24 protein-coding genes are annotated in these 24,279 nt (G+C 44.0%); 15 read left to right on the top strand and 9 right to left on the bottom strand.

Features of this window, described 5'->3' with window-relative positions:
* Nucleotides 1-112: 112 nt before the first annotated feature.
* Complete coding sequence (locus ABIC84_RS17510) at nt 113-439, bottom strand: YbbC/YhhH family protein (RefSeq protein WP_429264366.1); 327 nt, start codon at nt 437-439, stop codon at nt 113-115.
* Between the two features lie 99 nt (nt 440-538).
* Here ABIC84_RS17510 and ABIC84_RS17505 point away from each other — a divergent pair, with 99 nt between their 5' ends.
* The 3 genes from ABIC84_RS17505 (at nt 539) to ABIC84_RS17495 (ending at nt 2,026) form a co-directional block, all read left to right on the top strand.
* The gene (locus tag ABIC84_RS17505) at nt 539-808 is read left to right on the top strand and encodes a hypothetical protein (RefSeq protein WP_429264365.1); all 270 of its coding nucleotides are present in this window, start codon (nt 539-541) and stop codon (nt 806-808) included.
* A 41-nt stretch (nt 809-849) separates the two neighbouring features.
* Nucleotides 850-981, top strand: a complete 132-nt coding sequence (locus tag ABIC84_RS17500; protein ID WP_429264364.1) for a hypothetical protein — start codon at nt 850-852, stop codon at nt 979-981.
* 136 nt (nt 982-1,117) lie between these two features.
* Nucleotides 1,118-2,026, top strand: coding sequence for a hypothetical protein (locus tag ABIC84_RS17495; protein ID WP_429264363.1), 909 nt, complete (start codon nt 1,118-1,120; stop codon nt 2,024-2,026).
* 142 nt (nt 2,027-2,168) lie between these two features.
* Here ABIC84_RS17495 and ABIC84_RS17490 read toward each other — a convergent pair whose 3' ends face one another.
* Entirely contained in the window at nt 2,169-4,385 is a 2,217-nt protein-coding gene (locus tag ABIC84_RS17490) for a putative Ig domain-containing protein (RefSeq protein ID WP_429264362.1), read from the bottom strand.
* A gap of 296 nt (nt 4,386-4,681) precedes the next feature.
* Here ABIC84_RS17490 and ABIC84_RS17485 point away from each other — a divergent pair, with 296 nt between their 5' ends.
* From ABIC84_RS17485 to ABIC84_RS17450, 8 genes are all read left to right on the top strand, one after another.
* On the top strand, nt 4,682-5,044 hold the full coding sequence (locus ABIC84_RS17485; protein WP_429264361.1) for a hypothetical protein: 363 nt from the start codon (nt 4,682-4,684) through the stop codon (nt 5,042-5,044).
* Nucleotides 5,045-5,155: 111 nt separating this feature from the next.
* Entirely contained in the window at nt 5,156-5,521 is a 366-nt protein-coding gene (locus tag ABIC84_RS17480) for a hypothetical protein (protein WP_429264360.1), read from the top strand.
* A gap of 241 nt (nt 5,522-5,762) precedes the next feature.
* Nucleotides 5,763-6,122 (top strand): hypothetical protein, encoded by a 360-nt coding sequence (locus ABIC84_RS17475; protein ID WP_429264359.1) that lies wholly within the window; start codon nt 5,763-5,765, stop codon nt 6,120-6,122.
* Nucleotides 6,123-6,264: 142 nt separating this feature from the next.
* Nucleotides 6,265-6,636 carry a hypothetical protein gene (locus ABIC84_RS17470; protein ID WP_091217873.1) on the top strand — a complete coding sequence of 124 codons (372 nt, stop codon included), beginning with the start codon at nt 6,265-6,267 and terminating at the stop codon, nt 6,634-6,636.
* Nucleotides 6,637-6,974: 338 nt separating this feature from the next.
* Nucleotides 6,975-9,332 carry a TonB-dependent receptor gene (locus ABIC84_RS17465; protein WP_429264358.1) on the top strand — a complete coding sequence of 786 codons (2,358 nt, stop codon included), beginning with the start codon at nt 6,975-6,977 and terminating at the stop codon, nt 9,330-9,332.
* Between the two features lie 3 nt (nt 9,333-9,335).
* Nucleotides 9,336-10,781, top strand: a complete 1,446-nt coding sequence (locus tag ABIC84_RS17460) for a PepSY domain-containing protein (RefSeq protein ID WP_429264357.1) — start codon at nt 9,336-9,338, stop codon at nt 10,779-10,781.
* Nucleotides 10,782-10,784: 3 nt separating this feature from the next.
* A complete protein-coding gene (locus tag ABIC84_RS17455; RefSeq protein WP_429264356.1) occupies nt 10,785-11,006 on the top strand; it encodes a heavy metal-binding domain-containing protein in 222 nt (73 codons plus the stop codon).
* 479 nt (nt 11,007-11,485) lie between these two features.
* Nucleotides 11,486-11,779: a hypothetical protein gene (locus ABIC84_RS17450; RefSeq protein ID WP_090528337.1), complete on the top strand. Its 294-nt coding sequence runs from the start codon at nt 11,486-11,488 to the stop codon at nt 11,777-11,779.
* A 13-nt stretch (nt 11,780-11,792) separates the two neighbouring features.
* On the opposite strand, the gene ABIC84_RS17445 is transcribed toward ABIC84_RS17450, so the two are convergent.
* Nucleotides 11,793-13,031: a DUF3179 domain-containing (seleno)protein gene (locus ABIC84_RS17445; RefSeq protein ID WP_429264355.1), complete on the bottom strand. Its 1,239-nt coding sequence runs from the start codon at nt 13,029-13,031 to the stop codon at nt 11,793-11,795.
* A 125-nt stretch (nt 13,032-13,156) separates the two neighbouring features.
* Nucleotides 13,157-13,951 carry an acetolactate decarboxylase gene (gene budA / locus ABIC84_RS17440; RefSeq protein WP_426585335.1) on the bottom strand — a complete coding sequence of 265 codons (795 nt, stop codon included), beginning with the start codon at nt 13,949-13,951 and terminating at the stop codon, nt 13,157-13,159.
* 137 nt (nt 13,952-14,088) lie between these two features.
* Between budA and ABIC84_RS17435 the strand changes: the two genes are divergently transcribed.
* The 3 genes from ABIC84_RS17435 to ABIC84_RS17425 all read left to right on the top strand — a co-directional run bounded on the left by ABIC84_RS17435 (nt 14,089) and on the right by ABIC84_RS17425 (nt 17,063).
* On the top strand, nt 14,089-14,799 hold the full coding sequence (locus ABIC84_RS17435; protein WP_426585333.1) for a DsbA family oxidoreductase: 711 nt from the start codon (nt 14,089-14,091) through the stop codon (nt 14,797-14,799).
* Between the two features lie 120 nt (nt 14,800-14,919).
* Entirely contained in the window at nt 14,920-15,633 is a 714-nt protein-coding gene (locus ABIC84_RS17430; protein ID WP_429264354.1) for a hypothetical protein, read from the top strand.
* Nucleotides 15,634-15,824: 191 nt separating this feature from the next.
* Nucleotides 15,825-17,063, top strand: a complete 1,239-nt coding sequence (locus ABIC84_RS17425; protein WP_090528348.1) for an MFS transporter — start codon at nt 15,825-15,827, stop codon at nt 17,061-17,063.
* On the opposite strand, the gene ABIC84_RS17420 is transcribed toward ABIC84_RS17425, so the two are convergent.
* On the bottom strand, nt 17,026-17,313 hold the full coding sequence (locus tag ABIC84_RS17420) for a hypothetical protein (protein ID WP_426585329.1): 288 nt from the start codon (nt 17,311-17,313) through the stop codon (nt 17,026-17,028). The genes ABIC84_RS17425 and ABIC84_RS17420 overlap by 38 nt on opposite strands.
* 95 nt (nt 17,314-17,408) lie before the next feature.
* Here ABIC84_RS17420 and nhaA point away from each other — a divergent pair, with 95 nt between their 5' ends.
* Nucleotides 17,409-18,716: a Na+/H+ antiporter NhaA gene (gene nhaA, locus ABIC84_RS17415; RefSeq protein ID WP_426585327.1), complete on the top strand. Its 1,308-nt coding sequence runs from the start codon at nt 17,409-17,411 to the stop codon at nt 18,714-18,716.
* A 72-nt stretch (nt 18,717-18,788) separates the two neighbouring features.
* On the opposite strand, the gene ABIC84_RS17410 is transcribed toward nhaA, so the two are convergent.
* Genes ABIC84_RS17410 through ABIC84_RS17395 form a run of 4 tightly spaced genes read right to left on the bottom strand, consistent with a single transcriptional unit; the run spans nt 18,789 to nt 24,236 of the window.
* A complete protein-coding gene (locus tag ABIC84_RS17410) occupies nt 18,789-19,913 on the bottom strand; it encodes a glycoside hydrolase family 26 protein (RefSeq protein ID WP_426585325.1) in 1,125 nt (374 codons plus the stop codon).
* A 44-nt stretch (nt 19,914-19,957) separates the two neighbouring features.
* Nucleotides 19,958-21,181 (bottom strand): AGE family epimerase/isomerase, encoded by a 1,224-nt coding sequence (locus tag ABIC84_RS17405; RefSeq protein WP_429264353.1) that lies wholly within the window; start codon nt 21,179-21,181, stop codon nt 19,958-19,960.
* 14 nt (nt 21,182-21,195) lie between these two features.
* A complete protein-coding gene (locus ABIC84_RS17400) occupies nt 21,196-22,392 on the bottom strand; it encodes a glycoside hydrolase family 130 protein (RefSeq protein ID WP_429264352.1) in 1,197 nt (398 codons plus the stop codon).
* 11 nt (nt 22,393-22,403) lie between these two features.
* Entirely contained in the window at nt 22,404-24,236 is a 1,833-nt protein-coding gene (locus ABIC84_RS17395) for a sodium:solute symporter family protein (protein WP_429264351.1), read from the bottom strand.
* Between the last annotated feature and the right edge of the window lie 43 nt (nt 24,237-24,279).

Raw genomic sequence — 24,279 nt, 5'->3', positions numbered from 1 at the left:
AAGCGTCCCCGCTTGTGTCCCGCGTTTAGGTATACAACCTGATTAGCCTCTCGCATAGCTTAGCATGATACCCACAAGCGAGGACGCTTGCGGTAGCGATGGACTAATTCAATCATTTCCCGTGAATAATTTTAGTTATTCTACCGTCACTTTTTTGAATTTCAATATGAGGAACCCCACCATCCAAATTAGATGATAACGTGCCGTTAATAACCCATATACTACCATCCACCAAGGTAGCTCTGAAAGGTTTTTTATCATTCACCTGTTCTCCATAAATATTAGGCAAAACTGCTTCGGCTATTTTAATGGCGGTTGCAGCATTAGGCACATAGCCATCGGAACGTTTCCAATGAGGTTCATTGTTCTTTTTTGAACAAGCTGAAGTCATGATAAATAAGGCAGATATAAACAGTAAATGAACATTTATTTTACTCATAAGATTTAGGATCAATAGAATAAATCTACTAATGTTTTTTCACATTTCCCCTTGCATCTCACTAACTAATCTTCGTATTTTGCTAATAAAATTAGCAAAATGAAATCTATAAGTGTGGCAGCCCAGCTCATTATTTTTAGCCGTTATATCGGTCAGCAGGTTATGGTCATTAGTCTTTTAAACAATAGCGAAGTCAATATTGGCGTCCTTAGTGGAGTAAAACATAATGCCATAGCAGTTGATATTGACGATGTAATACGCTGGATCCCGCTTTATGATAACTTCAGGCTTTGCGAAATTAAGTTACTTTTAAAGCCCTTAAAAAACTTACGCCTGATGTTGTTTCTGCAGCAAACGACCTGCCCGTAAAGGCGTTCATCACTCTATATTACCAGCAACTGGGCTATGATATGCCTGTTTTTATTGAACCCGGGCATCCCTGTAATTGCAAATATGTTCAGGAGCTTGAACTGGCCGATTACCGTACCCCTGCAGAAATATTCCGGCAAAATGCTTTATTACATGCTTTTGAATCGGCATAAATGTTTCATGGTACGAATATTGTGCACCATTTGCCCTGTTTGTTACTTAATTTCATATAATCGTAACAAAATCAAATAATTAATGTCAACTTCATACTAATGCGCTTTATTTGCGTTATTGTTTGCAAGAAACAGAATGAGCCGGTCAAAAAAATTAAATATACTAATACCCCTTGTATCCCTGCTTTTCATGGGGGCCTTTGCCAAGCACAGGCTTTTTGACAGGCAGGATATTACAGGCACGCTGAATGATAAAGAGATGGATGAAACGTCGGGTATTGCGGCATCGTCTATTAGTCCCGATATCTACTATGTACATAACGATAGCGGCGATACCAGTCGTTTTTTTGCTATAACAGCCGAAGGCAAACTTAAATCAACCATTTATTTTAAGGGAGATAGTACTCAAAAGCTGGGTGTACAGGATTGTGAAGATATTGATGTTGGCCCCGGACCGGAAAAAGGTAAAAGCTACGTTTACCTTGGCGATATAGGCGATAACAATCAAAACAGGCCATATATTACAGTTTACCGCATGGCCGAAAAAAAATCATGGGCTACAGGTGATAAGGCTATTACAAACACACAAGCTGTACGGGCAGATTTTAAATATCCGGATGGCCCTAAAGATGCGGAGACGTTGATGATTGATCCGATAGGCAAACAATTGATCATTGTAAGCAAAAGAGGTGATACCGTTGCGGTTTACACCAGTCCGTTAAAATACCAGGCCAATACAACAACAGTATTAACCAAGCGCTGCAAATTGTTCTTCGCGGGTTTTAAACCTTTTAAATGGATCACGGCCGGCGATATCTCTAAAGATGGGCAGCAGATCCTGCTAAAAAGTTACGACAAAGTTTACTACTGGCGCCGCCAGCATAACGAACCCATATGGGAAACCATGGTACGTAAACCACGCGAGCTCGTATATAAAGTTGAAAAACAGGGCGAGGCGATAGGTTTTCAGCCCGATGGTAAAGGCTACTACACTACAAGTGAAGGAGTTTTTTCGCCGATATATCATTACGATGTGCCAAATTGATCTTTATAAAATCAGCTAATCAAATAAAAAGCGTCATTGCGAGGTACGAAGCAATCCCTAACTATACAGGGTGGCCCTGCTCATCGGGGATTGCTTCGTACCTCGCAACGACGCGTGTTTTTTATCTCCCTACCCTAAATCCTTACATAACCCTAATAAGCTTTACGCCATGCGGTGGGATTTTGAAAGTGTATTTGTGGTTAACCGCTATCAGGTATTTCTGTTCCCAAACATCGCGGGCTTTGGTAAAGCCTTTTAACAGCTTGTCATTAGCTTCCAGGTTAACAGTTTGATATTTATCAGATGTGTTAAAGAAACCTATTGCTTTTTCACCTTTAGTAAGCTCTTTTACCCAAATCTGCTGCTCATCTGTTTTAGAAGCCTGCCTTGCACCTTTGCCTAAGGCATCCTGGTCAATAGCCAGTACTTCATCATTGGTTAACAAGCTAAGCGTAAACCTGTCCAGGTGCCCCATATCGCAGCCGATTAACAGTGGCGCAGATAGCAAGCTCCATAAACTGATGTGGGTATATTGCTCATCATAGGTTAAACGGCTATTGTGCAGGCTTGGCCCCCAGCCTACTTTGCCAACAACCAGCATATCCGGATCATTAAAATGCCCCGGACCAGCGTAAGGCGAAGCAGGATCCTGGCTAAAGCCAATATCGCTCATACTTCTCCAGGTATCCTGGATATCGCCGGTGGTACGCCAGCTGTTACCGCCGGTTTCGGCACCCCATTTCCAAACATCGCCCCAGCCGTACTGGCAAAAACTAAACATAATATCGCGGTTTACCTTGTTTAAAGACGTCCGCATTACTTCGTATGGTTTCTTAAGTGCAGGCAGGTCGGGATGCGGCGGGGTAACTTCCGAGTACGAGCACCAGTCGTATTTTAAATAGTCAAACCCCCAGTCGGCATAAGTTTTGGCGTCCTGGTCTTCATGCTGCCAGCTACCCAAAAAGCCGCCGCAGGTGCGCGGGCCAGGCGATGAATAGATCCCCGTATGCAGGCCAAGGCTGTGTACATAATCAGTTAAACCTTTCATATCCGGAAACTTACTGTTAGCTACGATGGCACCATCGGCAGCACGGTTTTCCGCCTCCCATCCATCGTCGATATTGATATAGTTCCAGCCGTAAGCACTTAATTTCTCCGACATTTCTTTAGCCGAGATCTTTACTTTTTCATCGTTTACACTCAATCCCCAGGCGTTCCAGCTATTCCAGCCAAGGGCCGGGGTAAGGCCGATTTTATCACCAATGCTAATAGTTAGTGTTTTGGTTTTATTGCCTAAACTATTGGTAACCGTAAGCGTTACAGGATAATCTCCCTTTTGGCTTACCACACCTGTAATGATACCGGTTTTAGCATCAAGCGTTAAGCCGGCAGGCAAGCCCGCAGCTTTATAGGTAAGCGGCTTTTTACCGGTTGCCGGGATCAGATAAAGGAAAGGGTTACCCGGCCTTGCACCGTAAACATCGGCTCCGTTAATTTTTGGCCTGGGCGAGGGGTAAGGCGTAAGCACATAAGGCGTGGTTTCCGTTTTAACAATCTCTTTACCCGATTTTTGATCTGTAAAAGTATAGGCTATGGTATACGACTTTTTGGCTAACCGGGCTATCACAAACGAATAAGTAAAAGGCTTGCCGGCGGTAAAGTTTGCAGGGTTTGTTTTTTCGTAGATCACCGCGCCCGTTTCAGGATCGGTAACTTTAAAAGCCAAAGTACCCTGGTACTGGTATTTATTGGTGGTTACCAATTTGACTGATTTGGCCAGGCTGTTATTTTCCCGGAAAGTAAAATCGCCATCGGTATTAACTGTAACGCGATCCATTACATCGGCCATGGCAATAGAAAAGTTATCGCCGTAAATACCGCCATCTCCCCCGGTATCATAAATGCGGATGGCCAGCACATTTTCTTTATCCCACAAAATTGCCGGATCTGAAGCCGGGATACTATAAGTGCGCGGGCCGTAATGGCCATCTTTAATGTTTCCGCTGTGGCCACCATATTTAGCGATCAGCTTTCCATTCAGGTATACCTCGTCATTATCATCAACACTGGCCAGGCTTAAGCGGAGACTATCCTTTAAATAAGCTTTTTCCTTAAGCAATGATGGGATCACTACATGGACGCGGTACCAGCCGAAGCCATCGTAATTAGGATGCCCCTGCGGTTCCCAGGAGTGGGCTACATCAATGTTTTGCCAGTTTTGATCGTTAAAAGTTGGGGACGACCATTGGGCAGAATCACCCACAGCAAATTTCCAGCCTTTGTTAAGCTGAACATCCTGTGCAGAAGCGCCCAGATATGTACCACCCAACAATAGCAATGCGGTAAAAATTTTCTTCATTATTATAGGTTGTTTAAAAGTGAAAAGCGAAACAGGATTTCGCCCGGTTAGTATGCAGATTTAAAGGTACAATGATTTTGAATAATTGGAAATGTATCATTAACATTTATTTAGAGATAGTCAAAAAATGCCCCCAAATACAAGTGAAAGTAAAAAACTGAACCCGGCGTTAACTATCAGGCTATTGCAGTACAGTTTTTGTTCATCAATCGATAATACTACCGGCAGTAAATTTAATGTACAGTTTACGTTTTGGTTTAATATCGATTTTACATTTACCGGTGAAAACAACAGCTATGAAAAAGACTTTTTTAACCTTAGCCCTTGTAACAGTTTGTATTGCGGTTTGCTTTGCAACCATTGCCGGAATTGCCGGAAAATGGGAAGGCAAGCTTGAAACAGAAACCGGAGAAGTTTACCCACTACTTTATAATTTTCAGATTGATGGGGACAAACTAACCGGCACAGCCAAAACACCTAAGGGCGATATGCCGATTGAAGACGGCAAAATAACCGGCGACAGTTTTAAATTTACCGTAAGCATCGAAGATATCCACATTGCCCATACAGGCAAATTCTATGGCGATTCGGTAGGTGTTGATATTGAAGCCAATGGCTCAAAAGTACATAGCACTTTAAAAAGAGCGCAACAACCTTAATTTCCTGATTTAAGAATTACATGATATTTAAATTCCATACCATAAAATATCATATAATCATTTCATCCTATAAATCAAGGTGCTTATATTTATAAACCAAAATTCACATTTATGAAAAAAAAGATTTTTACTACTACGCTATTGGTAAGCTGCTTTATGATATGTCTTGCAGCTATAGCTGATCTTAACGGCAAATGGGCAGGCAAGCTAATCACAAGCGACGGCCAGGAATATCCACTGCTTTATAATTTTAAGGTTGATGGCGATAAACTGACCGGCACAGCCCTAACTCCGGAAGGCGACGTTGACATTAAAGAAGGTAAAACAAATGGTACCGACTTTTCATTTACAGTAGCCACCAGCGGTATCACAATTCCGCATACAGGTAAATTCATGGGCGATTCGATTAGCGTTGAACTGGATATCAATGGCTCAAAAAGCAGCTCGGTATTGAAAAGATCTGTTGAGAAGAAATAATTTTCAAATAAGATCGTCATGCCGAACTTGTTTCGGCACCCCACTTTCCAAGTGCAGCTTTGCATGGCCTACCTGCCTATGGGATCCTGAAACAAGTTCAGGAAGACGTGAATAAAAACATTAAAAAAGAAAAACCTTGCTGATGAGCAAGGTTTTTCTTTTTTAATTTAAACTTAAAGGCAATAAAATTGTATATAGTTTAAATTACGGCATATAGGCATCTGCTTAAACTATATCAACAATGAAAAAAGAGTTCCTGGTGATCAGTGCGTTTATTATTATTACCGCTTTCAGTTTTATTTCGATGGCCGATATTAACGGCAGATGGATAGGTTCGTTAGCGCTTCCGGGCGATGATCATTTTCCCTTAAGCTACACCTTTAAGGTAGACAGCGGCAAACTTAGGGGTACAGCTCATGCTCCGCAGGGTGATGTAGCTATTACCGACGGCATGATCAATGGCGATAATTTCTCTTTCAGTATCCCGGTACCGGGAGGCAGTTCGCCCCATACGGGTAAAGTTTATCAGGATTCTATTGGTATGAACCTGGTTTACAAAGGCCAGCACCTGCATGCTACGTTGAAAAGGGATAAGTCTTAAGTCGAAAGTTCTAAGTCTTTAGTCATAGATAGTGCGGCAATTTTTCAGGTCAAAAGTCAGATTATTGTATGACTTATAGATTGGGACTATAGACTTTGAACTAAATGTTGTGGATTAAACCCACAGGGCGTACCTTTGCGCCATGCTGCAACGTATTACAGCCTATTTACTCATCTTTTCGCTGATCACGGTCAACTTCTCGCGGTTTTTTATTTTCGCAGGTTTTGAGCTGAACAGGAATTACATTGCTACCAAGCTTTGCGAAAACAGGAACAAACCCTGGCTCCATTGCGATGGCAAATGCTACTTCGCGAAAAAGATCAAACAGGCAGAGGACAAGCAGGCCAGCGACGAAAGGCAGTCGCAAAAGAGCCTCTTCCAGGAGGTTTATGTCATCAGCTCAACTGATGTTAAATTCCACTCCAGCCTGTTGCAGGTTATTTCAACCCCTTATACCCCCACCGTACCGGCCGATCGCCCGGCTACGATATTCCAGCCTCCGCAGTTAGGATAATCATTTCATTTTTATTGGTTTTTGATTGATGGTATGGTGTGAAAACTATGTCATTGCGAGCGAAGCGTGGCAATCGCATGCTTTACAGAGTAAGCTTTTTTATCTTTTGCGATAGGATCGTATCTGCTGCGTATGATCGGATTTAAACATTCCGTCATTGAAAGGTACGAAGCAATCCCAAACTATACCGAGAGCCTTGCATAGCCACCCTCCTGATCGGGGATTGCTTCGTACCTCGCAATGACGGGTAGAAGACACCTTTACACTCTCCCGTCAATCAACCCACACCCTACTCTACCCATTTTTACACCGGGAGGTAACTCCTGTAATACTATATAATGAAACGATATTTAATCCTATTTATAATTTTTATACTCGTTAAAACCCTGGCCCTCGGCCAAACTACTATACAAGGCACCGTTACAGATGCCAATACCCATGAAGCCATCGCGGGTGCATCAATTTGCAATGCCGATGCTGCTACAGGTGCAAAGCTTGGCATGACTAACGCCAAAGGGCACTTTAGCATCAATGCACAAGACGTTAACCGGCTTAAATTTGCCATGGTTGGTTACAGCGCACGCATTATTGAAGTATCTGCCATAAAAGGCCAAAAACTTGACGTTGCCTTAGAGCCTTCAACTGTAGATCTGCAACCTGTTGTAGTAACCGCCAGCCGCGAAGGCCAGGCCAGGCAGGATGCCCCTATTGCCATCAGTAAAATCAATTCCACCCAAATTAAGGATACCAAAGCCACTGCCCTTTATCAGTTGCTGAACAAGGTTGCAGGTGTTTACATGGTGAACCTGGGTAACGAACAGCATACCATGGCTATCAGACAACCTATTACCTATAACGCACTCTATTTGTATATGGAGGATGGTGTCCCTATCCGCCCTACAGGCATCTTCAACCATAACTCGCTGTATGAGATCAATATGTCGGGCGTTAAGGATATCGAAGTGATCAAAGGGCCGGCATCATCGCTTTATGGCAGTAACTCCATTGGTGGCGCGGTTAACTTTATTACCCAGGGCCCGCCTACAGGTTATGCAGGTAATGTTTCTGTTCAGGGCGATAATTATCATTACCGCCGTGTTGATGCCGACGGCGGTTTTACCCAGGACAAATTTGGTTTGTATGCAGGCGGATATATTGCCCACCAAACCGACAGCTGGCAGGATTATTCTGATTTTGATAAGTACTCGGCCAATTTTAAAACTACCTATGATTTCAGTGCCAAAACAAAGCTTACCACTTCAGCTGCCTATAATTATCTCAACACCCAAACCCCGGGTAGTTTAGACAGCGCCCGGTTTTATGACCGCAGCTATGGCTCCAACCAACGTTTCACCTATCGCAAGGTAAAATCGTTTCGTGCCGGCACCCGCCTGGATCATCAGTGGAATGACAAGAACAGCACTTTTGTAACACTCTTCTTTCGCAATAACTCCACAGCACAATTACCAAGCTATTATATTTCCGATGTTCGCGACGTTAATGGCGTTTACAAAAGCAGCAACGGCCAGGTAAACGATCAAAAATTCAACAGCTATGGCTTACTGGCACAGCACCGGGTTGATTTTGATTTCCTGCATTCGAGGCTGATTGGCGGTGTTTATATGGATGATAGCCCGAGTTCATATTATGCCCAATATCTTGATATCACCAAAGATGTAGCCAACAACTACTACACCGGTTTCAGTAATACAGGCAGGTACATTGATAATTACAAGATCAAGTTGTTCAACACAGCGGCTTATGTCCAGTATGAAGTCAAGCCTACGGAAGCATTAAGAATTGTAGGCGGTTTACGTTATGACAGGGTACATTACAATTTTGATAATGAGATCCCTGCCGGGCAAACCAAATACAAACAACAGGAAACAAACAATTTCAATATCGTTGCCCCCAAACTCGGCATCACCTACAACGTTGGTAATAACAAAGGCCTTTACGCAAACTACAGCGTAGGTTTTCAACCGCCCGAAACCGGCGACTTGTACAGCTCGCGCCAGCTTACCCAGCTTAAACAGGCCACTTTTGATAATTACGAAGCCGGCGGCTGGTTTTCCGCTTTTAACAAAAAGCTATATTTTGAGCTGAGTGTGTTTGATTTAGAAGGCCATAACGAAATCATTAACCAATTGCTGCCGGATAACACTACCCAGAACCAAAACGCAGGCGCAACACGTCACCGGGGGATTGAATACTCGCTTACTGTGGCCCCGGTTAAAGAGCTTACCTTCAGGTTTAGCGGTACCAATGCCAAACACACCTATGTGGAATACAGTGAAGTGACCACCAATTACACCACTGGTACCAACACGGTTACCAACTATGATGGCAAACGCATGAACAACGCGCCGGCCTGGGTTGCCAACTCCGAGCTCAGCTACAAGCCGCAATACCTGCCCGGCTTCAGGATAGCAACAGAGTGGCAGCACATCAATCAATACTACACCAACCCTGCCAATACCAAAACCTATTCAGGTTATGATATTTACAACCTGCGCCTGGGTTATGATGTAAAAAGCAGCGTATTAAAAGGCGCGGGCATCTGGTTCAATGTGCTTAATTTAACCAATAAGCTTTACGCTACAACAGTAACCAGCAGCCAGTACGGCGATACTTATAATGCCGCGCCGCCACGTACTTACACCCTGGGCATCAGTTATTCATTTTCAAAATATTGATCAATGGCATCAACAACAGTAAAAAGCAACTTTTATAAATGGCACCGGGTGCTGGGCTTAACAGCCCTCATCCCGGTGATCTTCTGGACACTAAGCGGTCTTTCACACCCATTCATGTCAAACTGGTTCAGGCCTTTAATTGCGGAGGAAGTGTTTAAACCGCTACCTCAAAGCCGGATGAAACCGGTACTCAGCATCCAGCAGGTACTGGATAAAAATAATATCTCCGTTATCCGGAACTTCGGACTGGTTAACTTTAATCACAACACCTATTACCAGGTGCTGGATAAAGATAGTGTGTACAATTACTACTCAGCCAATGATGGGGTATTGTTAAAAAATGGGGATAAGCTATATGCCACTTATCTTGCCCGCTATTTTACGCAGGATTCAACATCTAACATTAAAAAGATCGATCTCCAAACAACGTTTGATGGGCAATACCAGCCCATCAATCACCTTTTGCCTGTTTGGAAGATTAGCTTTGATCGTCCCGATGGCATGGACATTTACATTGAAACCAGTCAGAGCCGCATGGGTACATTTAACAACAATACCCGCAAGGCTTTCCTTTGGCTGTTTGAACAGTTCCATACCTGGCAGTTTTTGGCTGATATCGGCGGCGATATTTTTCGAAATGTAGTATTACTCATCATCATGGTGGTAATGCTGTTCGCCCTCATCAGCGGCTTAACTGTTTATGGTTTAATGTGGAAAAAGTTTAAATCCGTAACTCAAAAGCGAAAAGAAAATGGCGGTGAGGACAAGCGCATCGTTCATCGTTATCACCGGCAGATAGGCCTTATTGTTTCCTTTGTGATGTTTACTTTCGTGATCAGCGGGGCTTTTCACCTTGCCGTAAAATTGTATAACACCGAAACACCAAAGCCTGATTATGGGCAGGTGATCGACAGGAAACAGTTGGCTATTTCCAACCTTCAGCTTCCTGTTACCGACAGTATCATCAAGAGGATAGCTGCGGTTAGCTTTGGTGGTAATACTTATTACCAGGTAACTGATAAAAAGCAGATCTCGTACTTTAACACCTTAACCGGCAAAGAACAAATTAACGGCGATGAGGATTATGCCCGTTTTTTAAGCACCTACTACCATACCAGCCTTGATGCTGATAAATTTTATGGCAGGGTAAAAGTTAACCAGGTAAAGCAGTTTGATAACGAGTACGGTTTCATCAACAAACGCCTGCCGGTTGAAAGGGTAAGTTATGCCGACGGCAGCAATTGGTATATTGAAACTACCTCATCAAAGCTGGCTACAAAAGTTGCAGGAATTGACAGGGCCGAAGGGCTTTCTTTTATATTTTTACACAAATATTTCGGCATGACCTGGGCGGGTAAAGATATCCGCGATATAGTGAGTATGCTGGCCGCCTTAGGTGTGCTGGTAGTATCGTTATTCGGGTTGGCCTCATTCATCAAAAACAAATAATCAATGAAAAAAAGCTTTATCATTTTAGCCTTAGCCGGCCTTGCCCTTGGCGCCTGTAACAGTGCGGTTAAAAGCAACGGCAAAACCGACAGTACCTCAACCGTAAAGAAAAAAGGAAAATACACCTGCACCATGCACCCCGATCTTACCTTTGATAAACCCGGCACCTGCCCTAAATGCGGCATGGCCCTGGTTGAAAGGGATACTACAGAGGATAAGAAATAATCGTTTTAATTCTGCCTCTGACCCGTCATTGCAAGGAAACACCAGGTAAACCCCGAAAAAAAAAGTAATGATGTATAAAACATATTTTAGAGATGGCGCGCGGGGCGCGTTAGTGATAGGAGCGGGTACCGGCCTTGTGGCTAATGCCTGTGCAGTATGAGCGTATAGCACGGGCCACAGGCAACGCCCATATTTATAATATCGATCAAAAAAATATATTTAATAACCAACAACTTACAATCACGTCATTATAAGATAACGAAGCAGTCCCAAACCGTACAGAGAAACGTGCATAACCACTCTGCCTCATGGGGATTGCTTCGTAATGACGCTTTTTTGTTTTGCTATCTTGCACACAGAAAATGTGCTCAATTTCTATCCGTAACAATTACAGCTTCCACCCGTCTCATACTTACAAACAATATAACTTATATCCTGTTATACCCCCTGTTACAAATAAATCACTAATTTTGGCGCTGATGAAAAAGGTGGAAGTATTAAAAATGATTGACCTGGTTGAAGAGATCAAGAAACTTGATGATCTCATACAACAAAGCCGTAAGAAAAAAACTTCTGACTTTGTGATCAACCAGTACGAGGCAAAAAAACTTAAGCTTATTGGTTCAACTATCACTGAACTGGCTTCCGCTCCCATTCAATCAATCGAAAGCTACCAGCTTATTCAAAAGATCCTAAATAAGTATTACCCCAACATTTCTGAAGAAGCTCTGCTTAATGACGATGACATCAGCAAAATAGCAACCGCTATTTAATTAAAGCCGCTTGTTAAAAAGGCGGATAAATGGATGCCGTTTGCTCCAGCGATTCATCGCCTTTCCAAAACACGGTACCGGGATGAAAATGTTTCCATGAGTGCCAGTATTCCTGGTAGGCCTGAATTTTAGCAAGGCGCTGCCCTTTTTGCAAACCTGCCAGGCATAAGCCGTCCCAATCCCAAACCGAAGCGGTTTCCTCGTCGGTAAGCATGCCTTTATCATCCAGTTTAAAATGAAGGGTTTTACCGCTTACTGATGTATTCCAGGCATGATAGCTGAGGCTGTCCTTTTCAATGCCAATAAGCAGTGAACTTTTGTTCAACTCGTCGTTTAACAGGCGTTTGGCGTACATGTGGCGCCAGTCGTAAGCTTTGGCTTTGCCGTTTATGATCACACCAATTACCCAGCTTTTACGCATCAGGGAATCTTTGTTTTTTATAGTGCTGTCGCGGTCGATAGCCTGCACACGGTCATAGTTTTTCAGGTCGGCATAGTCTGCGGTGTATAGCCTGCCGGGTTGTAAAATGAGCGTTTCGGGATGTTTCTGTAACCAGGCCGCCAGGGTTAATTGCTCATAAGGCAGCTCGGTTAATTGTTTTCCTTTCAGCTCCCCAACAGCCGCGTTACCGGTTGCCTGGTACCACCAGGTTTTGGTGTTTTCATCTTCAATTATGGCATTGTAGTGCCTTGCCCCAACCAGCCTGAAGTTTTGCCTTACTCCGTTTATAACCGGACTGTAAACCCTGCCCGTACGGCACATGGTGCAATAAGTAACCAAAACAGGTTTATCGCCTACATCGTCCTGCAGTTTATGATGATAGCCCAGGTAGATGAGCGGATAAGCCTTGGCTACACCGTTGTTTACAACACCCACTACCAGGTAGCTTAGCGGCACCCTGTTTTTTAATCCGTTGGCAAAAACAGCTTTTGTGGTTTCTTTAAACATGGTTTCGGCCTTATACATATAATCGGTTATGTAAAAGCTGCCTATACAAAGCACAAAAACAGCGGCTTTAACAGCCTTTTGTTTAAAGGTATTTTTAGCGTAGAATTTAAACAGGTACCAAACAATGAATAGCAAGCCAATCAAGCGCAGCGGCATGATCACCTTTTCGAGATAATAACACAGGGTTATGGCATTCAGATCCTGGCTGCCGGGAAATGGCATGAGCAGGTAAGCATGAACAAGGCCGGGCACCACCAGTAAAATGATACCTATCCAGAATATTTTAGCACTGTTCCATCTCATGCTTATTCAATAAATCTTCAGCGTTGGGCTGTTACCTCAATAAGTTTATAATTGGTTTATAATTTCCTAATTTATAAAAATTTACATATTACAAAAAATTATCGCCCAAATAAAACGATCGGCGATTATTGCTTTTTTCCATTCTCCACGCTTTTGATCTCTTCCTTACGGTCTTTCTTAAAATCAAAGCTGTTAAATTCCGGCGTTTGCGGCAGGTCAATGGTATAGCTTGTTAACGTTTCAACTTCAATGGTGATATCATCTGCAAGCAAATCAATGATATGGCCCCCACCGGTTTTATCATCAGATAAAAAATGGAAATGGTAGCCGCTGATATGTGCTCCTTCCATCAGTGCGGGGATCTTAAAACCCATGAGATCGCCTTTGATGTGCTTAAAATCAAAAAAATGCTGCCTGTCAAGCATCGCCGCCAAGGGCACATAAGGTTTATCAACCGGCGGGAAAGCCCTTGTTTTAACCATACTAAAATTTCCTTTGATGTGGATAGCGTAGATCCCGTTCTGGTTGGTTAAGATACTGTCGAGATAGCTAAACAGTGCCGATTTAGATAAAGGCTTATTACACTTATATGTTTTTTCGGCATGAAAAAAGCAAACCACAGCATAAGGGGTTTTGCCGGTATCGGCAAGTTGGGTTGTTTTACCCGTTGACTGGGTTTGATAAAGCTTGCCGTTAAACACCATGAGCTCGCCATCAAGCCTGCCTGGGGCGCCCAAACCAAAATCACCGTGTTGTTTTAATTGTTTATACTGATAATAGGAATCATACAAGCCGCCAATAAAGCCTGCAGCATAACCTGCGCTGAATAAATTTTTATCTGTTGTTTTTTGTTGTGCCGATGTTTTAAGGCTTGTAAAGATCATTAAGAGCGAGAAGCATCTCAGGCATAAATTCTTCATGAGGGGGACGTGTTTTTAAAGCCATAAAAGTAGCTCAAAAATCACTCTGGCATCTAACGAAGCCTGTTAAATTTTACTTTGCCCTTACGGGGTTAAGAATTACAGGCCTTAAATTTGTTTAAACATTTAAAATGGAAATGATGAAAGTAGAAATATGGTCGGATGTGATGTGCCCGTTTTGTTATATAGGCAAACGCAGGTTCGAGGAAGCGCTGGCCGGCTTTGAAGGCAAAGAACAAATTGAGATAGAATGGAAAAGCTTTCAGCTAAACCCCGATCTTAAAACCAACCCCAATATCAGCATTAACCAGTACCTGGCCGATATAAAAGGATGGACGCTTGACCATGCCGAACAGATGAACGATCATGTTACCCAAATGGCGGCACAGGCGGGCCTTACCTATAATTTCAGCAAATCGGTTGTGGCTAATAGTTTTAACGCGCACAGGTTAGCTCATCTGGCCAAAAAACATGGATTGGGAGACGCTGCCGAAGAAGCTTTGTTCAGGGCATATTTTACTGAAGGCCTCAATATTGATGATACCGAAACCCTTATTAAAATGGGCACGGCGATTGGCCTGAACGCTGAAGAAATTAAACAAACGCTTGAAAGCGACACCTACGCCGACGATGTAAAACATGATATTGCCGAAGCTCAATATTTAGGTGTGCGTGGTGTTCCGTTTTTTGTAATGAACCGCAAATATGCCGTATCAGGGGCACAGGAAGTGGCCGTATTTAAAGATACCCTTGCAAAAGCATTTACCGGCTGGCAGGAAGAAAACCCCAAACCAGCGTTTGATACAATCGAAGGCGAATCATGCAGCCCCGATGGCGACTGTAAATAATTGAAAAAATTGTAAACCTTTCTTAACATTATTTGTATCAAATAGTTTTTCTCCTACGTACAAAGAGCTAAAATACTTATATTTAAACCGTAAAACCATAAACTATCACTCTTTGTATATATGAAAAAAATTTACTGCAAAGTAATTACCCTTCTTTTAATAGCAGCTTCGGTAAGTAGCTGCAAACTTGACCCTCCTCTCGGCCCGGATAAAGAAACAAAAGCTATTGACGTTGTCCCTGCTACAAATACAGGAACGGGCACTGGTACGGGAACCGGGACAGGCACTGGTACGGGAACCGGGACAGGCACTGGTACAGGAACCGGGACAGGCACTGGTACAGGAACCGGGACAGGCACGGGAACTGGTACAGGCACCGGGACGGGGACAGGTACAGGAACGGGCACAGGAACAGGAACCAGCACTGCCGACGATGGATCTGATTACCCAGCTACTTCGCAGGGAACCATCTCCTACCAGGTTGATGGGGGTGCCAAGGTTGTAAAGAGCGGCCCTATGCTTACATCTATCGATCAAAGTCCGATATCTACTACCGGAACTACTATGATTTCGTACATCAATGGTAATGGTTCGGACATATTTCAGTTAGGAGCCAATACAGTGGTCGCAGGCACCTATGATCTAATAGATTTGAATGTTAATTTGGGTGCAAATATAGATGCTACTTTTTTGGGTGGCAAAGTTAAGTTTACAACGTTAAATCATTCAAGCGCAAGCAAAGGAAATGCAGTAGGTACTTTCAGGGCTGAGTTTAAAAACCTGAGTACCGGTATATCATATGTCGTTGTTGGCTCCTTCAATGTAAAAACTTAACAATATAAAACAAGATTATAGAAGCGTTCGCTTTCAGTCAATTACAGGCTAAGCGAGCGCTTTTCCATTTATATAGTGTTTAATTCACCTAAAAGTAAAAAACGATTTAGCTTATTAAAAGTACAATTAATTGCCTTATATTTGTGGCAATTAACCATAGTGTCATTTAGACACTATGGCAATACTAAAACATGAACAATTTCCCGCAAAAAACAGATATCATTAACAAACTAACGCTCCGCATTGCCGTGGGTGCTATGTTTTTTATGGCGGGGTTAAGTTTCTCCAGCTGGGCATCGCGTATTGCTACTGTTCAGCAAAATTTAGGTTTATCAGATGCCGGTTTGGGTGCCGTGTTATTTGCCCTGCCTGTAGGCCTTATGTGTTCCCTGCCTTTTTCGGGCTGGATCATCACCAAAATAGGCAGTAAAAAACTCGTTATCGCCGCGCTATTGGTTTATGCTGCCGCATTGGTGAGTTTAGGCCTCGCACAAAATACGTTTCAACTTATCATCTGCCTGCTATGCTTCGGCTTTGCAAGCAATTCTGTAAACATTGCGGTAAACACGCAGGCAGTGGCTACCGAGCAGCTTTACCAGCGGCCCATTATGGCTTTTTTTCACGGACTGTGGAGCCTGGCCGGTTTTACCGGAGCAGGTATAGGCACGTTCATGATAGCCAACGGCATTATCCCTTTTCATCATTTTTCATTAATGCTGATCGTGATAGCGATTGGCGTGGCCGTAGCTGCCCGTTATCTGAAAGATGATAAAGTAACCGATTCCGGGCCTGTATTTGTAATGCCCGATAAATCGCTCATCAAATTAGGTATCATAGCCTTCTGTTCCATGATTTGCGAAGGCGCCATGTTCGACTGGAGCGTGATCTACTTCAAAAAAGTGGTGCTGGCTCCCGAGGCGTTGGTTGGCATAGGCTTTACTACATTCATGTTCACCATGGCAGGCGGACGTTTTGTGGCCGATTGGTTTGCTCACAAGTTTGGCTTAAAACGCACCTTACAGGTTAGCGGCTCATTAACCGCAATGGGTTTGTTAATAGCCGTAGCTTTCCCCTATGTTTATACGGCCATGGCAGGCTTTTTACTGGTTGGTGCAGGTGTATCATCTGTAGTACCAATGGTATACAGCGCTGCCGGTAAATCAAAAACTATGTCGCCGGGCGTTGCACTGGCTGCAGTATCAACTATTGGTTTTATGGGCTTTTTAGTCGGTCCGCCGGTTATCGGTTTTATAGCAGGAATTGCTACCCTCAGGGCCTCTTTTATCCTGATTGCCTGTATGGGAATTTCGGTAGTAGTGGTATCAACAATGGCCAAAATTGATTCGGATAATACCAAAGAGGAATTACCCAACGAAACAACAACCGTTGATTTTAGTCCTCCTGTTCCAAATCCGCAGCGGCAGGATTAAGCAGGTATTCAAACTGCTCGTACCCGTTGTGAAAAATAAACTTCAGCCTTTCCTTCGGTAAATTAATATCCAAAGCCATCAGCGCAAGCGTTTCAGGCAGGTTATCCCTTATCAGTTTAAGATCCGTAACATGCGGCATCTCCACAAAAATATCATCTCCCTGGGGCTTGATCTCCCAACCATTTAAATGAGCGTTTTTCAATGTATTTATCCATTTTTGCTGATAGTTATTCATAATATCCGGTTTCATTGATAAATGTTTTATGGCCGGGTTTTGTTTTAATACGATGTAATCGGCAGATCATCTCACCAAAAAATCAAACTTAATCCCTATTTTAGGCATCTATGAAACAAAGCTACCCTATTGATAAAATCACGCAGCCGGTAAGCAAATTCATAAACCAGGAACATACCGGCGGCATAGTGCTTTTTATCAGCGTAATTGCGGCTATCATATGGGTAAACTCGCCTTTTCGGCACAGTTACCACCAACTTTGGGAACTCAAACTATCGCTCGGTTTTGATAAATATGTTTTAAACCATCCCCTGCACCTTTGGATCAACGACGGCCTTATGGCTTTGTTTTTCTTTGTGATAGGCCTCGAGTTAAAACGCGAGTTCATGGCCGGCGAACTATCCTCTGTAAAAAAAGCTTCATTACCGATGTTTGCCGCGTTGGGCGGAATGCTGGTGCCTGCTTTCATCTTTTTCCTTTTTAATACCGGTAAGCCATCGGCCCATGGCTGGGGGATTCCGATGGCTACAGATATAGCCTTCGCGCTGGCTTTACTATCTATGGCGGGCAAACATATTCCATCCTCTGTAAAAGTTTTCCTATCAGCATTGGCCGTTGCCGATGACCTCGGCGCTGTTTTAGTTATTGCTCTTTTTTACAGCAGTCACATAGCGCTTGTGCCGCTTACCTTTGGGGTTTGGCTGCTGGTGCTGCTGCTTATCGGCAATAAAATGGGGATCAGGAGTACCGCTTTTTATTTGATCATAGGCTTCGCTGTTTGGATAGCTTTTTTACTTTCAGGCGTCCACGCAACTATTGCGGGTGTATTGGTGGCTTTTACTATTCCAGCACGTACCCGCATCAGCGAGATCAGTTACACCCAATCTGTAAAGCAATACCTTACCGATTTTGAAAACGAGCAGCCCAACAACAGTACGCTTATAACGCCCGAACAGCACCACATTATTGATAAAATAAAAAAGCTGAGCCTTGACGCCGAAACTCCGCTGCAAAAAATTGAACACATCCTGCATCCCTGGGTAGCTTTCGTCATCATGCCGCTTTTCGCTTTAGCCAATGCCGGGATTATTGTTAGCCATGACTTTTTCTCGTCACTGGCCAACCCTGTTAGCATGGGTGTGGCTACAGGCCTGCTTGCCGGCAAGTTTACAGGTGTATTGCTCTTTACCTGGCTCATGGTAAAATTTGGCGCACAATTACCCGCAGGTTCATCCTGGAAACAAATGACAGGTGTGGCTTTGCTTGCAGGCGTAGGTTTTACCATGTCCCTTTTTATATCGGCACTGGCCTTTGATCATGCCGAAATGATTGACCAGGCCAAATATGGGATCCTGTTAGCGTCCTTGCTGGCCGGGATATCGGGTGTAGCTGTTTTAAGCAAAAAGTCGAAGGCTTAAAGCATAAAGCCAAAATGAATGTATTATCCACCTCCTCTATGAACCATGAACTATCATCCATGAACCGCAAGGCTACTGCTTCCAATTTGGCTTACCATAAATGCCCAGTGGTGTTATGCGGTTTTGGAAAATGGTTTGCGGGCTATTATAAAACTTTATAAAATCACCGGCGCTGGTTTGGCCGGGGTATGGAACGTAATAATGATGATCGTTTCCGTTGCGCCATGCCATTACGTAGGATACTTTATGCTTAGCGAGGGTTTGCAGTATTATATCCGTCCACCAGTTGGACATGGGGACACCTTCATAGCCGGTTTCGGGCAGGCATGTTATTTTATGGTGTTTTACAGCGATGCCATCAACAATGGCAAGGCGTTGATCCAGCTTAGCTTGAAAACGCTCAACGCTTTGCGTACAATAATTATCAAAGCCTATAAAATCCGCGTAAGCATCGCCGGGATAGCGTTCCAAAAACTCATATTCCGATTCAAAATCAGCCGCCGAATATACGATGAGCAAGTTATGCAGCTTCTTTTTATCCCGCAGGTAATCGATAGTAAAACGCCACAGGGCTTTAAATTCATCGGGGGTACAGGTGTTTTTGCACCACCAAAACCAATTGCCCGTAAGCTCATGAAATGGCCGGAACAATATCGGGATAGCCTCGCCTTCCGGGCCTTTCATTTCAGCTAAATAATTGGCCGCACGATCAAGATATCCAACATATACATCATGAAACGCGCCGCCGGGGATAAGATCTTTTACGGTATGCTGCGTGGTATCCCAGGCGGTTTTGCCATTGACCGGGTTATCCATATGCCAGCAAAATGTATTGATGCCGCCGCGCGCATAAACATCTTTAACAAACCGCTTCTGCTGTTCAAAGGCGATTCCGTTAATATCGTGAATGCTGTCGTGCTCAATCCTGGCCAAATCCCAGCCATACAGGGCCGGGTATGATCCGGTAACACTCTTAACATCTGAGCGGTCCGGTTCATTACGCCATCCCACACCATAAGCCAGGTCATCGTGGTGACCAAATATTACCCCCACGTTAAGCAGGCGCTGCATACTGTAAAAAAGCTGCCGGGCTTCGGTTGTGGCATGTTTATCGGCAGGTTCAAACAGCTGCGCCATAGCGGTTGAACTATGGATCAGCAGGTATAAAACAGCAATCCTTCTAAAAAATTTTATCATATTCACTGCCGCTAAGTTACACCATTTGAAGGCCTGCTTTGTCGCTAATTTATCGGGCCTATACGCCTGATAATTTCAATACACGCACGGCTGTTATGATAGGGGCATTTCCAAAGCCCTGCTTTGTCCTCGCCGGGCATAATACTGCCATCGGCTTTGATACCCCAAAACCATTCACCGTTTTGTTTATCCAGTATTTTATCTTTTATAAAAGCCCAGTTTTTAAGGACCAAGTGAAAGTATTTATCACTACCGCTAACCTGCCAGGCGTTGTAAAAACCTACCATAGCTTCGGCCTGTACCCACCAGTGTTTTTCTTTGATGAGGTGATCATCCGCCGGTTCATATTCATACCATAAGCCACCATCAACGTCTAAACCCTGTATAGTTGCTTCTGCTATCGCGATGCAAGTGCTGCTGACCCTTGTAATCATTTCATGATTGCCGATAACTTCAGCGGCCTCCAGTAAAAGCCATGTAGCTTCAATATCGTGCCCATACGATATGGTTTCCGACCGGCGGTTCCAATCCTCATCAAAAAACAGCACGAGGTGCCCGGTTCCAGCATCAATAAAATGATCAAAAAAATTATTGATCAGGGTTTCAATCTGCTGTTTAAGTCCGTCATCGGGCCAGATGCGGTACAGGTTGGTATAAGCTTCCAGTACGTGCAGATGGGTGTTCATGGTCTTTTTCTCATTGGCATCCTTAGCGCTTAGCCTAAGATCGCCGAGCGGCTGCCAATCGCGCGTGAAAGCTTCGAGATAACCCGTTTTATCCTTGTCGTAACTTTTATTGATCAAAAGATGATAGAGGCCGATGGCTTCCTCCTTTACCCTTTCCGATTTCGAAGCTATATGATATTCACTCAGCGCGTAAATGGTAAAGGCATTGGCATATACCTGTTTTTTTGTATCCAACATATCGCCTTTGTAATCAACCGACCAATACACGCCGCCAAACTCATCATCAACAAAATGAGCTTTGATATAATCATAGGCCCGCTTAGCTGCCTGTAAATAAGCTTCATCAGGATTTTGATTATAAGCAGCAGAAAAACTCCACAGGATGCGCGCGTTTAAGACCGAACCTTTGGGGGCACCGGGAGTAACCTGGTTATCACGGTTAATCTTGCCCCAAAAACCACCGTTTACTCCATCTACAGTATAATTAAGCCAATAGTTGAGGATATTTTTCAACTCACCTGTTAGCTCATTGCTGAAGACAGCAAGCTGATGATTTGAAACAGTATTTGATGGTTGAAGCATGTTTAAATCTCTGTTCAGGCGCCGGCTCCCTGTAATTGGCTTAAAGCTTTATTTTTATCGATAATATTGTACACTGCCTGTACCGATGAGGCCGAACGCAAACCATCGGCCGGTGTGTTCATGGCATAGTCTATCAGTTTATCAATTGTAGTAGTGGCTACATGCATGCGGGTATCTGAGGACGCATAATAAACATAAACCGATCCGTTATCATCGGCTATCCAGCCATTACAGAACACTACATTGGATACATCGCCGATACGCTCCTCACCGACCGGTGCCAAAAAATAACCTGCTGGTTGGTAAAGTACTTTAGTAAGGTCATGAAGGTCGGTCATAAACATGTACAACACATAACGTAAACCAGCAGCTGTATTGCGTACGCCATGCGCCAGGTGCAGCCAGCCTTTTTCCGTTTTGATTGGCGCCGGGCCCTGGCCATTCTTGGCTTCGTAAACGGTATGGTAGCTTTTATTGTGAATGATTGTTTCATGGTCAACAACCGCGTGCTCCATAGTATCGCACAAGCCAAAACCTATTCCACCACCGGTCCCTGCACTGATAAAACCATCCTGCGGACGGGTATACAAGGCATACTTACCATCAACAAACTCGGGGTGTAATACCACGTTGCGCTGCTGGGGCGAGTTGGTTTTCAGATCGGGCAGGCGCTCCCATTTTACCAGGTCCCTGGTGCGCGCGATACCGCAGGCTGCTATCGCCATCGACTGATCATATGACGGGGCTTCGGGGTCACGGCGTTCGGTACAAAACAGGCCATAGATCCAGCCATCTTCATGCTGGGTAAGGCGCATATCGTACACATTGGTATCGGGCTCATCGGTTTGGGGCAGTTCAACCGGGTAATCCCAAAATTTAAACCCATTGATCCCATCAGCACTTTCGGCCACAGCGAAAAACGATTTCCGATCGGCGCCTTCAACCCTCGCTACCATAAGGTATTTGCCGTTAAACTTTATAGCGCCGGCATTAAAAACCGCGTTAATACCAAAACGTTCCATTAAATGAGGGTTGGTTTTAGCATCAAGATCATATCGCCACTCAAGCGGGGTATGGGCGGCAGTAAGCACAGGATATTTAAACCGGCAAAAAACACCGTTGCCTGTTTCCTCAACCTGGTTTTGCCGGTTAATCAATTGCGCTTGTTCGGCCTGTAGTTGAATGAGCCTTTGGTTAAATTCCTGCGTCATATAGTTTTTTATCAATAGTCTTTTAATTTATTCCACCATGTTTTTTTCAGTATGGTAATAGTAACCACCAGTATGGCTATGGTAACTATGAGCGATGCTTTTTGTGCCAGTATCAGGTACATGGGCAGTATGGTAAGGCAGCATTGTGTAATAGTACCGATAACCACGTTGAACATGTTTAGCTTAAAGTTTTTGTTAGGCACAAATGATGGATTTTTCTCCATTACCAAAGCCTTAACAGGCCCCCAAAAGCCCCACGGCCTTACGGTGGTATAAAACGACCGCAACACGGTCATATCCGTTGGCGCTGTAGCGTACGAGCCGATAACCGAGCCCCCCAGCGAGATGACAAACAGCACCGGGAACCAGTACAACAGTTGGATCGAAGGGATAATAAGCGAGAATATCATGGCTGACAAAATCCCCGAAAGCATCCCGTAAAAAAAACCGTTGGCATTAAAGCGCCACCAATGCCATTTAAGTACGTTACTGGCTATATAACCGCCATAAAGTGCCGATACTATCCATTGCAGCACACTGTTCACATCCTTTACAAAAAAGCCGAGTATCACGCCTACCGCTACCACAAAAACCCCCACCATGTAATTGGCGGTGATGATTTTTTTGGTAGATGCCTTCGGGTTGATGTATTTGAGGTAGATATCATTCACAATATAAGCCTGCGCCGCGTTCATGGTACCGCTAAAGGTGCTCATGAAAGCCCCAAGCAAACCGGCCAGCAGCAAGCCAACCAAACCAACGGGCAAAAAGTTGTTGATCACGGCCGGCAGGATGCGTTCAAAATCAATAGCCCCTTTGGCGTCTTTCAAATCCATTTGGTGATAAAAAAGTACACCCAGGATAGTTAAACTCACAATAAGCGAATAACGGATAGGCAGCAGGATGATATTTACAAAGCCGCTCATTTTGCTGGCCTCTTCGGGCGAGCGGGTGGAGAGGATCTTTTGCATATCATAATTAGGCGCGGGCCCGGCAACTGCCGCGAAGAAACCTTTAAAGGTCATCATCATGAAAAACAGGCCGAACAGCGAATAACCATCTTCTTTGATCTTGTTATTTACCTCGTTGATGATTCCCGTCCAGCTGAGGCCAAGATTTTTACCAAAAAAAGGGCTATACCAGCCATCGGGCACATTGAGGTGGTTGCCGCTGAGTTTGCCTGCAGCTATGAAACTGATCCACACGCAGGCTACGGTCATAATGCCGTACTTGATCATATCGCCCAATACAATACTATGCATGCCGCCTATGATAGAATAAAACATGGCAAATAGTGTAAATATGATCCCGTACATATGCGGTACATACTGAGGCGCCACGTGGAAGGGCACATAAGCTTTAACCAAATCCCAGGGGATAAATATTTCAATGAACTTGCCCAAACCGATAAATCCGTAGGCTAAAAAACCGAAACAGCTCAGTAGCGCGAAAGCGATAACTACCACATTTGACCCTTTTACTCCCGGCCCGGTTTTACCGAAACGGGTTGCCAGCCACTCGGCACCTGTTGCCGCGTTTGAGCGGCGCAGCCAGCGCGACAGATACATCATCAAAAACACCTGGTTAAATACCGGCCACAGCCAGGGGATCCAGATGCTTTTCATGCCATAAACAAAGCACAGGCTTACCATCCACATGGTGCCACTGATGTCGAACATATCGGAGGCATCGCTTAAACCCAGTTTATACCAGGGTAAAGATTTGCCGCCCAGCATGTAGCTTTCCTTATTTTCGCGGGCTTTTTTACGGTACCATAAACCAATAAAAATGGTGCTCAGCAGGTATAAAACTATAATGGCAACATCAAGTAAGTGTAACTTCATCTTGTCTGATTTTGTCTGAACCGGAATTTTTTGAATTAAATAA

Origin of the sequence: Mucilaginibacter sp. 3215 (assembly GCF_050433785.1) — a bacterium.
GTDB lineage: Bacteria > Bacteroidota > Bacteroidia > Sphingobacteriales > Sphingobacteriaceae > Mucilaginibacter.
The sequence above is the reverse complement of the archived record's forward strand: the minus strand, read 5'-3'. Positions and strand labels throughout refer to the sequence as shown.

Excerpts from the sequence above, each read along its gene's own strand:
- ABIC84_RS17510 (WP_429264366.1), bottom strand. The coding sequence starts at position 439 with ATGAGTAAAATAAATGTTCATTTACTGTTTATATCTGCCTTATTTATC.
- ABIC84_RS17505 (WP_429264365.1), top strand. The coding sequence starts at position 539 with ATGAAATCTATAAGTGTGGCAGCCCAGCTCATTATTTTTAGCCGTTAT.
- ABIC84_RS17500 (WP_429264364.1), top strand. The coding sequence starts at position 850 with ATGCCTGTTTTTATTGAACCCGGGCATCCCTGTAATTGCAAATATGTT.
- ABIC84_RS17495 (WP_429264363.1), top strand. The coding sequence starts at position 1,118 with ATGAGCCGGTCAAAAAAATTAAATATACTAATACCCCTTGTATCCCTG.
- ABIC84_RS17490 (WP_429264362.1), bottom strand. The coding sequence starts at position 4,385 with ATGAAGAAAATTTTTACCGCATTGCTATTGTTGGGTGGTACATATCTG.
- ABIC84_RS17485 (WP_429264361.1), top strand. The coding sequence starts at position 4,682 with ATGAAAAAGACTTTTTTAACCTTAGCCCTTGTAACAGTTTGTATTGCG.
- ABIC84_RS17480 (WP_429264360.1), top strand. The coding sequence starts at position 5,156 with ATGAAAAAAAAGATTTTTACTACTACGCTATTGGTAAGCTGCTTTATG.
- ABIC84_RS17475 (WP_429264359.1), top strand. The coding sequence starts at position 5,763 with ATGAAAAAAGAGTTCCTGGTGATCAGTGCGTTTATTATTATTACCGCT.
- ABIC84_RS17470 (WP_091217873.1), top strand. The coding sequence starts at position 6,265 with ATGCTGCAACGTATTACAGCCTATTTACTCATCTTTTCGCTGATCACG.
- ABIC84_RS17465 (WP_429264358.1), top strand. The coding sequence starts at position 6,975 with ATGAAACGATATTTAATCCTATTTATAATTTTTATACTCGTTAAAACC.
- ABIC84_RS17460 (WP_429264357.1), top strand. The coding sequence starts at position 9,336 with ATGGCATCAACAACAGTAAAAAGCAACTTTTATAAATGGCACCGGGTG.
- ABIC84_RS17455 (WP_429264356.1), top strand. The coding sequence starts at position 10,785 with ATGAAAAAAAGCTTTATCATTTTAGCCTTAGCCGGCCTTGCCCTTGGC.
- ABIC84_RS17450 (WP_090528337.1), top strand. The coding sequence starts at position 11,486 with ATGAAAAAGGTGGAAGTATTAAAAATGATTGACCTGGTTGAAGAGATC.
- ABIC84_RS17445 (WP_429264355.1), bottom strand. The coding sequence starts at position 13,031 with ATGAGATGGAACAGTGCTAAAATATTCTGGATAGGTATCATTTTACTG.
- budA (WP_426585335.1), bottom strand. The coding sequence starts at position 13,951 with ATGAAGAATTTATGCCTGAGATGCTTCTCGCTCTTAATGATCTTTACA.
- ABIC84_RS17435 (WP_426585333.1), top strand. The coding sequence starts at position 14,089 with ATGATGAAAGTAGAAATATGGTCGGATGTGATGTGCCCGTTTTGTTAT.
- ABIC84_RS17430 (WP_429264354.1), top strand. The coding sequence starts at position 14,920 with ATGAAAAAAATTTACTGCAAAGTAATTACCCTTCTTTTAATAGCAGCT.
- ABIC84_RS17425 (WP_090528348.1), top strand. The coding sequence starts at position 15,825 with ATGAACAATTTCCCGCAAAAAACAGATATCATTAACAAACTAACGCTC.
- ABIC84_RS17420 (WP_426585329.1), bottom strand. The coding sequence starts at position 17,313 with ATGAAACCGGATATTATGAATAACTATCAGCAAAAATGGATAAATACA.
- nhaA (WP_426585327.1), top strand. The coding sequence starts at position 17,409 with ATGAAACAAAGCTACCCTATTGATAAAATCACGCAGCCGGTAAGCAAA.
- ABIC84_RS17410 (WP_426585325.1), bottom strand. The coding sequence starts at position 19,913 with ATGATAAAATTTTTTAGAAGGATTGCTGTTTTATACCTGCTGATCCAT.
- ABIC84_RS17405 (WP_429264353.1), bottom strand. The coding sequence starts at position 21,181 with ATGCTTCAACCATCAAATACTGTTTCAAATCATCAGCTTGCTGTCTTC.
- ABIC84_RS17400 (WP_429264352.1), bottom strand. The coding sequence starts at position 22,392 with ATGACGCAGGAATTTAACCAAAGGCTCATTCAACTACAGGCCGAACAA.
- ABIC84_RS17395 (WP_429264351.1), bottom strand. The coding sequence starts at position 24,236 with ATGAAGTTACACTTACTTGATGTTGCCATTATAGTTTTATACCTGCTG.